This window comes from Nostoc sp. UIC 10607, from assembly GCF_047228265.1.
Taxonomy (GTDB): Bacteria; Cyanobacteriota; Cyanobacteriia; order Cyanobacteriales; family Nostocaceae; genus Nostoc; species Nostoc foliaceum_A.
In genome coordinates this window covers 1-9,345 of sequence record NZ_JBIQNW010000120.1, presented here as the reverse complement: position 1 = coordinate 9,345, position 9,345 = coordinate 1, and the positions used below count along the sequence as shown (strand labels likewise).

General features: G+C 43.2%; 8 protein-coding genes. 6 read left to right on the top strand and 2 right to left on the bottom strand.

The window, feature by feature from the left end:
- Window positions 1-401 precede the first annotated feature (401 nt).
- On the top strand, window positions 402-1,565 hold the full coding sequence (locus tag ACEYW6_RS34940) for a hypothetical protein (RefSeq protein ID WP_412983403.1): 1,164 nt from the start codon (window positions 402-404) through the stop codon (window positions 1,563-1,565).
- A 327-nt stretch (window positions 1,566-1,892) separates the two neighbouring features.
- Here the strand turns inward: ACEYW6_RS34940 and ACEYW6_RS34935 are convergent, their stop codons facing one another.
- Window positions 1,893-2,471 (bottom strand): TetR/AcrR family transcriptional regulator, encoded by a 579-nt coding sequence (locus ACEYW6_RS34935; protein WP_412983402.1) that lies wholly within the window; start codon window positions 2,469-2,471, stop codon window positions 1,893-1,895.
- A 126-nt stretch (window positions 2,472-2,597) separates the two neighbouring features.
- On the opposite strand from ACEYW6_RS34935, the gene ACEYW6_RS34930 reads away from it, so the two are divergent.
- Both ACEYW6_RS34930 and ACEYW6_RS34925 read left to right on the top strand, forming a co-directional pair.
- Window positions 2,598-3,938: a cytochrome P450 gene (locus tag ACEYW6_RS34930; RefSeq protein WP_412983401.1), complete on the top strand. Its 1,341-nt coding sequence runs from the start codon at window positions 2,598-2,600 to the stop codon at window positions 3,936-3,938.
- A gap of 181 nt (window positions 3,939-4,119) precedes the next feature.
- The gene (locus tag ACEYW6_RS34925; RefSeq protein ID WP_412983400.1) at window positions 4,120-4,959 is read left to right on the top strand and encodes a GNAT family N-acetyltransferase; all 840 of its coding nucleotides are present in this window, start codon (window positions 4,120-4,122) and stop codon (window positions 4,957-4,959) included.
- Between the two features lie 17 nt (window positions 4,960-4,976).
- On the opposite strand, the gene ACEYW6_RS34920 is transcribed toward ACEYW6_RS34925, so the two are convergent.
- Window positions 4,977-5,363: a hypothetical protein gene (locus tag ACEYW6_RS34920; RefSeq protein ID WP_412983399.1), complete on the bottom strand. Its 387-nt coding sequence runs from the start codon at window positions 5,361-5,363 to the stop codon at window positions 4,977-4,979.
- 78 nt (window positions 5,364-5,441) lie between these two features.
- On the opposite strand from ACEYW6_RS34920, the gene ACEYW6_RS34915 reads away from it, so the two are divergent.
- The 3 genes from ACEYW6_RS34915 to ACEYW6_RS34905 all read left to right on the top strand — a co-directional run bounded on the left by ACEYW6_RS34915 (window position 5,442) and on the right by ACEYW6_RS34905 (window position 9,200).
- A complete protein-coding gene (locus tag ACEYW6_RS34915; protein WP_412983398.1) occupies window positions 5,442-5,651 on the top strand; it encodes a hypothetical protein in 210 nt (69 codons plus the stop codon).
- Window positions 5,652-5,726: 75 nt separating this feature from the next.
- A complete protein-coding gene (locus tag ACEYW6_RS34910; RefSeq protein WP_412983397.1) occupies window positions 5,727-8,081 on the top strand; it encodes an arylsulfatase in 2,355 nt (784 codons plus the stop codon).
- A gap of 201 nt (window positions 8,082-8,282) precedes the next feature.
- Window positions 8,283-9,200 carry a bile acid:sodium symporter family protein gene (locus ACEYW6_RS34905; RefSeq protein WP_412983396.1) on the top strand — a complete coding sequence of 306 codons (918 nt, stop codon included), beginning with the start codon at window positions 8,283-8,285 and terminating at the stop codon, window positions 9,198-9,200.
- Window positions 9,201-9,345 lie beyond the last annotated feature (145 nt).

Below are 9,345 nucleotides of genomic sequence, written 5' to 3'. Positions count from 1 at the left end.
GTACCTAAAAGCGTGTTTCTGAGAAGCAAGAATCTCCCGCTACACCGCTTTGCGGTGTAGCGGTGAGAGTGTCAATGTACAGATTCACTACTCCTCCTAATTCACCAGCACACCATCAACACAAGCGATATCCCACTGCGGAAACTTAACCAGTATCTTTTTAATCACAATCTGCTTTCGCGGGATCATCATTCCAACACTCTTGCAAGAAATCAAACCCCGAATTCTGCCCTGAATTCGCTGCAACCTTGAGTTTCTACATACGTTGTGGTCGCTCCAAGAGCAGAATGTCTGCGGAGAAATCTTAGTTAATAGCTATATTCTGCAACATTTTTTCAAGAAAATGCAGCAGATAACAAGCTAGTATACAGCAGTTACTCAAAAACAGGTAAAGCAAGATTATGGCAACAATTATAGGTACTGATGGGGACGATATTTTGATCGGAACTGCTGGGGATGACAGAATTATCGCTAGTGCAGGCGATGATACCATTACTGGTGGAGATGGTAGGGATACCATTGATTACAGTGACTTAGAACAACCTGTAACACTCCAACCAGTGGTGATTCAAAAAGGCGTAATTGGAACTGATACGTTTAGAGATTTCTTTGAAACTGTTATTGGTGCTAGAGGACAGACTAATATTATTGATGCAACTACTGACAGTACAAATGTATCGATAGTAGCTGATTTATCCAAAGAAAGACTAGAAATAAGAGTTGTCGGTTCGCCACCAATAATAGTCAGTGTGAAAAATTTTGTCAATGTAATTGGTACAAATCAAAAGGATACTATTACTGGTGATGCTGTTGATAATGAATTATCTGGTAGCGGCGGCAATGACATTATTAGAGGTAGTGCAGGCAACGATACCTTAAATGGTGGAGATGGTACTGATACGGCTGATTACAGCAAAATAGGTGTAAGCTCTACCATCTTCATTGATGGAACTCTTCAAAAAGGTGGTGGACTAGGTAGAGATTTACTTGGTAATTTTGAAAATCTTGTTGTTGATGCTAGCGTTGCAAATAACACTATCGATGCCTCAATTGCTCCTTCAGCACCCTTTTTAGTTGGAGATGCATCAGTTAACGTTAACCTTGAAAGTCAAAGTTTCGTAATTAATAATGTTCCTAACATAGGCACAGTTGAATTCACATTTATAAACTTTGATAATGTTAAAGGTACAAATCAAAGTGACACCATTGTTGGAGATAAGCAAAATAATGTATTATTTGGCAATGGCGGAAACGATGCACTTTCTGGTAAGAGCGGGAACGATACACTCGCTGGTGGGTTAGGTGCAGATACTCTCACTGGCGGACTAGGTGCAGATAAATTTGTTTTTACCAGTGTATTAGAGGGTGTTGACATTATCAAAGATTTCAAGGCTGTTGAAGGTGATAAAATTCAAGTTTCTCAAGCAGGTTTTGGGGCTATTTCCACTAACGACTTCAGTTATGATCCCCTAAATGGTTCTTTATTCTTCCAAGAGTCTAGGTTCGCCATACTTGAGAATAAGCCGGCTGGTTTTCAAACCAATTTAGATATTCAACTGGTTTAATCTCAAAGATTGTGTAAGTTCAACCAAATAGTGGGACTTAGAGGTTGTTTGAAAAGTGTCAGATTGGGCCTTAAATGCAACTCACAGAAGCGAACGCGAATTCCATAACCCCCACTATCTCATTATTGTAACTCTGCAATACTTGCAGCAGACTTCTTGGGCAACCTTCTTGGGGACTGCTGCTTTCATCTGATTCAGTGAGGGAGGGTTATCTTCAAGTGCGATCGCTAAACACACAAACTTCAACAGAAATCTTGTGTTACAGTCCGTAAAAGCCCGTACCTGACAACGAAGCTGATTGACTCTGTTCTACTTAGCATCAGCGTGCTACTTGATTAAAAGATGTAAAGCACGACGAACATATATTTGCCAAGGCTCAGTCTGAGGTTGAAAAATTTGTGCATAAAGCATAATTCCACTCATCGTATCAAAAACTAAACTAGGATCTAAATCTGTGTGAATTTCTTTTCTCACTTTTGCTCGTTCAATTACAACAGCAAAAGCTTGCCGTCGAGGTTGCAGATATTTTGTCCAATAAATTTGAGCAAATTGAGGACTAGTTGAGGCACTACTGATAATCATGGCAACAGTCTGCCGTCCCAAAGGACTAAGCGTAACTTGCGCGGCATTCTCAATCAGAGCATCAATATCATCCCAAAGACGACCAGTGTCAGGGATAATAACTTCTTCTCTAAAACTTTCTATTGCCGATGCAATCAGTTCTTCTTTACCTTTGTAGCGTCGGTAAATAGTGGGTTTACTAACTCCGGCACGGACTGCAATTGCGTCAATACTTGTACGTTCATATCCTACTTCTGATAGTAGTTCCAAGCTTGCTTGCAGAATGGCTTGATGAGATTGAAGGTTACGAGGTCGTCCTGGCAGATTTTTCGCGGGTTTATTCATGCAATTATCATCTCAAAGCATCAGTATTTAGACAACTTGCGAACAGTTACTGAGTTGACATTCCCTCAAATTTTACGATACCGTATCGTAAATATAATCTCCAATCACTCAAAAGTGAGAAAAAACATGACTAGCTTTTCAAGCGGACGAACACTGCCATTACCCCCTGGTCGCTTGGGTTTGCCCATCATTGGCGAATCCATTAGTTATTTGCAAGAGCCAGCACATTTTATTCGGCAGCGACAAAAGCAATATGGAGCAGTCTTCAAAACTCATCTATTTGGTCGCCCAACGATTGTCTTAATTGGGGCAGATGCCACACGTTTTCTATTCACTAATGAAAGTCAGCGATTTGAGATGACTAATACTACAAGTTTCGAGATGCTACTAGGAGCCAACTCAATTGGAGTCAAGACAGGTACTGCTCACCAAAAACTTCGTAAACACTTGTTCAAGTCCTTTGAGCCAAGAGCGCTAGCTGACTATGCCAAAACAATGGAACAGTTGACCCATCGTTATCTGCATAAATGGGAAGAGATGAAAACTTTCACTTGGTATCCTGAACTGAAAAAATACACACTTGATATTGCCTGTAGGTTGTTTATAGGTGTTGATAATGCCGCAAATGATAACTTAGAAAAAGTTTACGAGGCTTGGAGTAATGGACTATTATCTATTCCAATTCGATTTCCTCTAAGCAAGTTTGCTCGTGCAGTTCGTGCGCGAGAGCAGCTTCTTGTGCAATTTGATCAGTTAATTGTTCAACGTCAAAAACAACCTATTGCCCATCGAGATGTTTTAGGAATTCTATTACAAGCACAAGATGAGGAAGGGAATCGTCTGAGTATTGAGGATGTGAAAGATAACGTATTAGCAATGCTTGTTGCTGGACACGAAACTTTAACCTCAGCACTAACTTCCTTATGTTTATTGTTAGCTCAATATCCACATGTGTGGCAAACAGCACGTTTGGAACAAGCGAAAATTGGACACGCACAACTGCTGACACCAGAATGTCTTAAGCAAATGACCTATCTAGAGCTTGTGCTAAAGGAAGTCCTACGAATACTGCCTCCAGTCGTTCGTAGCGGTTCGCGTAAAGTACTTAAGGAAAGTGAGTTTGCTGGATACCGTATCCCCCAAGGCTGGGACGTATTTTACCAAATTCAGGAAACTCATCAAGACGAGAATGTTTACGCTCAATCTCAACAATTTGATCCACAACGTTTTGCATCTAAATCCATCCAAGACAAACAAAAGATCGGAAGCTATATTCCTTTTGGTGGTGGGATTCGAGAATGTTTAGGTAAAGAGTTTGCTCGGCTAGAAATGAAACTGTTTGCCGTACTATTGATTCGTGACTATGAATGGGAAATACTTCCTGGACAAAATTTAGAACGCTTAGTACTACCATTTTCTCGTCCGAGGGATGGTTTGAAAGTCAAGTTTTGGAGACGCGAAGGCTAACAATGTGAAATCGTATTGCTAAAGTAGATATTCATCATTCATTTTGAGTTACAGGCGCGGCGGAACAAGTGCCTTCTCTACGAAACGTGCAAGGGACAAGACAATCTTTCACTTTCTCACCAAAGACTTGCTTTACTGTAGATAGCATAACTCTTTACTTGATTCGTGAAGAAGGCAAATCATGCAACTACATCAATTCGACAACATTCAGGAATTCTGGCACTGCACTCAGACTTACTTACTCCAGCATCAGGTAGAAAATAATGTTTTGCTCAGTATTTTGCATACCTTGTTGCATAACCCAGAACGTTACCTGGGTAAGCCTTATTTAGCAATCGTCCAAACAAGTGGCGAGATTCTGGCTGTTGCTATCCGCACACCACCCCAAAAATTGATCCTATCCAAAGCCCAGAATATGGATGCCTTGGGCTTGATTGCTCAAGACATAAATCTTGAGCAACTGCCAGGAAGCATGGGACTGGCAACTGAAGCAGAAATATTCTCGCAGACTTGGCAAGCGCTGACAGGACAATTCTATCAACGGTCGGTGGTAATGAAAATTTACCAATTAACAGCAGTGCAAACAGTCTCAACGGCCCAAGGATATCTCAGACTGGCAACCCAAGGCGATCGCTCTCTTTTGATCGAGTGGCTTTCTGCATTTTTATCTGAAATAGATGAGGCGGTGAGCGAAGATGTCGAATACCTTGTAGATAATCGGTTGAAACAGCAGAATACTTATTTTTGGATTGATAGCACTCCAGTTTCAGTTGCATCTAGTAAACAATTGTTACCTACAATTGGTCGGATCAATTTAGCTTATACACCACCAGAGTATCGTCGTAAAGGATATGCCACTGCCTGTGTTACAGCATTAAGCCAAAAACTGCTAGACCAGGGATGCCGTTATTGTTTGCTCATAGCAGATTTAGCTAATCCCACAGCTAATCATATTTATCAAGTGATTGGCTATCGCCCCCTAACGGATTGGCACGAATACTTATTCACATCCAAGGAGTAAGCGTAATAAAGCGATCACTACTGATTCCACTTCACCAACATTTCATCCACAATCGTAACACCCCACTGCGGATATTTTACCAGAAACTTCTTGATCGCGATCATAAGCGCCGGATCATGATTCCAGCACGAGAGCGATAGGTCAAACCCCGGATTCTGCCCCGGATTCGCTGCAAGTTTGAGTTTCTGCATACGTTCCGGTCGCAGATTTGACATTGCAACTATCGCCTCATGTGACCATTTTTCAGGATTTGGCACGGGCAGCGCGGAACTTTCATCCTCATCAACTGCTTTGACTTCTACGCCCGAAGCTGAATTTTCAACTAACAACGAAGCGGAATTACTTTGTTCTACTTGCCCCTGTGTTTGATTAGCGTAGACGTGAAACGGCTTGTCACTACACATCGCCGAACTTGAAGAAAATTCATTTACGGCAATGGGCGCGGCGGAACAAGTACCATCTCTACGAGATGCTACGCGAACATGATAGTCTCTCGGCTCAACACCACAGTCCTGATTTTTAGCCAACAACGAAGCAGATTCACTCTGTACAGCCGTCGGTTACTTAAACAAATCCAAAATAATCGCTATACCTACGAAACCTCTCACAGTGCAGAAATTATCGAAGTGGCTTTACTCGTAATTGGCTTAGTTCGTTTGATTGGTGTGATAATTCGGGCAATGAATTTATAAATTAACCAGTCCTAAAGAGGATATAGAATTTCGGGGTTTTTGTTAAAAATTACATATTCTCAAGAGGTCAGATTTATGTCTCTGCGTGAATACAAACCCGGAAATACTTTCCCCGGTGTCATCGGTCGAACAGTTGATAAATCCAGTCCAGCTTGGCCAGAACCGTTGCGATCTAAAGAAGGAACACCAAACGTCCTATTTATCGTTTTCGATGATACAGGCTTTGGGCAATTTGGATGTTACGGAAGTCCCATCAAAACACCCAACCTAGACGCACTAGCCGCCAATGGCTTACGCTACAACAATTTACATACAACGGCGTTGTGTTCACCCACCCGTTCTTGTCTTCTGACTGGGCGCAATCACCATTCTAATGCCATGTCCTGCATTACAGAAGGTTCTACGGGTTATCCGGGTGGTAATGGGAATATTCCTTTTGAGAATGGGTTTCTCTCGGAGATATTATTACAGAAGGGTTATAACACCTATGCAATCGGGAAATGGCATTTAACGCCCGCAGACCAGATATCTGCGGCCGGCCCCTATGATCGCTGGCCTCTTGGTCGCGGTTTTGAACGTTTTTATGGTTTTCTAGGCGGAGAAACCCACCAGTATTATCCAGATTTGGTTTATGACAACCACACCGTTAAGCCAGAAAAGACCCCCGCAGAAGGCTACCATTTGACCGCAGACTTGGCAGACAAGGCAATTAGCTTTATCGCTGATGCCAAGCAGGTTGCCCCCGATAAACCCTTTTTCATGTATTTCTGTCCTGGTGCGATGCACGCCCCCCATCATGTGCCGAAAGAATGGGCTGATGCCTACGCCGGACAGTTTGGTGATGGCTGGGAAGCTTACAGGGAAAAGGTTTTTGCACGTCAGCAGGAAATGGGAATTGTCCCCACCGATGCCGAACTCTCCCGCCATGATCCCGATGTCCCGCACTGGGATTCCCTCTCAGCCGCAGAAAAACGGCTTTATGCCAGGATGATGGAAGTATATGCTGGCTTTTTAACCCACACTGACCACCATATCGGTCGCTTACTCGATTTCCTCAAAGCGATCGGCGAGTTCGAGAATACTGTAATTATAGTCATCTCGGACAATGGGGCAAGTTCTGAAGGGGGACCAACTGGTTCAGTTAATGAGAACCTCTTTTTTAACAATGTGCCAGAATCCCTAGAGGAAAATCTCAAGGCACTAGATAAGCTAGGTAGTCCAGAAACTTTCAACCATTATGCTTGGGGTTGGACTTGGGCAGGTAATACGCCTTTCCGTCGTTGGAAACGGGAAACTTATCGGGGTGGAATCAGCGATCCCTTGATAGTCCATTGGAATCAAGGCATTGAGGCAAAAGGTGAAATCCGTACTCAGTACGCTCATGCTATTGACCTAGTACCGACTGTGCTGGAATTACTGGAAATTGAACCACCAACAACGATTAAGGGTGTTACTCAATCTCCCATTGAAGGTGTCAGTTTTGCCCATACTTTTAATCATAGTACCGTACCTACTAAGCACCTGACCCAATATTTCGAGATGATGGGACATCGTTCTCTTTACTATGATGGTTGGCGGGCGGTTTGTCCTTGGCCTGGCCCCTCATTTGCAGAAGCAGGTCAGTTTTTTGGTGAGGCGATTTCGGCAGAAACTCTGACGGATTTGGATACCCATCATTGGGAGCTGTATCACGTCGCCTCAGATTTTGCGGAAAATCATAATATTGCGGCTGATAATCGCCCTAAATTGATTGAGATGATTGCCACTTGGTACGTAGAGGCGGGTAAATACAATGTATTGCCTGTGGATGGCAGAGGCGTACAACGATTTGCAGAAGAACGTCCTCAGATTGCCGTCAATCGTAGCCGCTATACTTACTATCCTGATACTCAGGCAATCCCAGCCAATAGTGCCGTCAAGTTGCTCAATCGTTCTCACAGTATTACGGCTGATGTGGAAATTCCCACAGGTGGTGCAGAAGGAGTATTACTGGCTCATGGAGGTAATGATAGTGGCTACTCCTTCTATGTCAAAGATGGCAAACTGCACTGGGTTCATAATTATGTAGCGCGATCGCTCTATCATGTCGAGTCTGGGTCATCTGTGCCGGAAGGTCGTCACCAGTTGCGCTTTGAGTTTAAAGTCACGGGTCAACCAGATTTAGCCAAGGGGAAAGGAACGCCAGGTCGCGCCGAACTTTATATTGATGGGAAATTAGTTGGGCAAGCTGATGTCCCTGTAACTACTCCCTTAGCACTAGGTCTGACCAGTGGTGTGACTTGTGGAATTGCCCCTGGTGCGCCTGTAACACCTGATTATGAACCGCCATTCAAGTTTACGGGCAAGATTTATAGTGTGATAGTGGATGTTACTGGAGATTTGATTCAAGATAAGGAAGCTGAAATGCGTACCATTATGGCACGACAGTAGAGAGTCAAGTCGCTTCTCTACGAGACGCTGCGCGTAGCTTGCTTCTCCGTAGGAGTACGCTCCAATTAAAAATTAAAAATTATTAATTAAAAATTGCAAGACGCTCTCTACGAGACGCTAAAAGCGTAGCTTGCTTCCCCGTAGGGGTACGCAGATTCGCTCTAAGCGTTCGCGGTAACGTCTCGTAGAGAAGCCATGCCGTTGGCGCAGCCTCTCGTTCGCGTTAGCGTCTCTGAAAGAGAAGAGAAGGCTTTACACTACGCTATCAGTGGAGCTATGCACCATCCCTTATTACTGGTTCTCGTTAAAGTCACTATTTTTTCTCTGATGTTAGCCATAGGGTGCAACCTCTCTTTTGAAAAGATGCGCTCCTTCTGGCGAAAACCTGCCTTAGTATTCCGTGCGCTTTTAGCGGTTGTTGTGCTGGTTCCTCTAGTGGTTATTCTCCTGCTGAAACTGTTTAACTTACCACCGGCAGTGATGATCGGATTGGCAATACTTGCAGCTTCTCCGGGTGCGCCTCTGACCACAAAGCGATCGCAACAGGCTGGAGGCAGCTTCCACTACTCAGCAAGTCTTCAGCTAACTCTGGCAATACTGGCGGTTTTTGTTACTCCCATTACTTTGGCGATTTTTGCCGCCTTATTTGCGAGTATTTCACAAAAGGTGGCAATTTTAGAAGTTGCCCGGCAAGTCATTATGGTGCAGTTATTACCTGTCAGTCTCGGTATTTTGATGCAAAAGTTCACGCCTACATTTACCCAACAGATTGCTAAACCCTTGACTTTTATTGCTAACAGTCTCTTTTTAGGGCTGGTTGTTTTAGTGTGCATCTTAGGGCTGCCAATGTTTTCCAAAGTTGGGGAATTACCACTGGTAGCGATCGCAATTATGGTGATTGCCTCTCTAGGAATTGGACACGCTTTAGGCAGATTCGATGATGATACCCGATCTACCTTGGCGATTTTCTGTATTGCTCGAAATTTTGGTTTAGCTTTGTTTATCGCTATTTTGAATCATGTACAACAGCAGGTGATTCCGACACTGGTGGCTTATCTCATTTTGGGAGCTTTTGTAGGTGTTTTTTACTCATTCTGGAATAAATGCAGATTACCGTAATTTCTCACAAATTAGAGGAAAATATTCATCTGCTAAAAATTAAGGCTAATCGAATTGAGACATAGCTAAGGAATCATGTAAAAATAACTTGAACAATTGGCCGAATAGTTAGAGTATCAGAAGATAACGGAATTAAAGCCTTATA

Excerpts from the sequence above, each read along its gene's own strand:
- ACEYW6_RS34940 (WP_412983403.1), top strand. The coding sequence starts at position 402 with ATGGCAACAATTATAGGTACTGATGGGGACGATATTTTGATCGGAACT.
- ACEYW6_RS34935 (WP_412983402.1), bottom strand. The coding sequence starts at position 2,471 with ATGAATAAACCCGCGAAAAATCTGCCAGGACGACCTCGTAACCTTCAA.
- ACEYW6_RS34930 (WP_412983401.1), top strand. The coding sequence starts at position 2,598 with ATGACTAGCTTTTCAAGCGGACGAACACTGCCATTACCCCCTGGTCGC.
- ACEYW6_RS34925 (WP_412983400.1), top strand. The coding sequence starts at position 4,120 with ATGCAACTACATCAATTCGACAACATTCAGGAATTCTGGCACTGCACT.
- ACEYW6_RS34920 (WP_412983399.1), bottom strand. The coding sequence starts at position 5,363 with ATGTGTAGTGACAAGCCGTTTCACGTCTACGCTAATCAAACACAGGGG.
- ACEYW6_RS34915 (WP_412983398.1), top strand. The coding sequence starts at position 5,442 with ATGATAGTCTCTCGGCTCAACACCACAGTCCTGATTTTTAGCCAACAA.
- ACEYW6_RS34910 (WP_412983397.1), top strand. The coding sequence starts at position 5,727 with ATGTCTCTGCGTGAATACAAACCCGGAAATACTTTCCCCGGTGTCATC.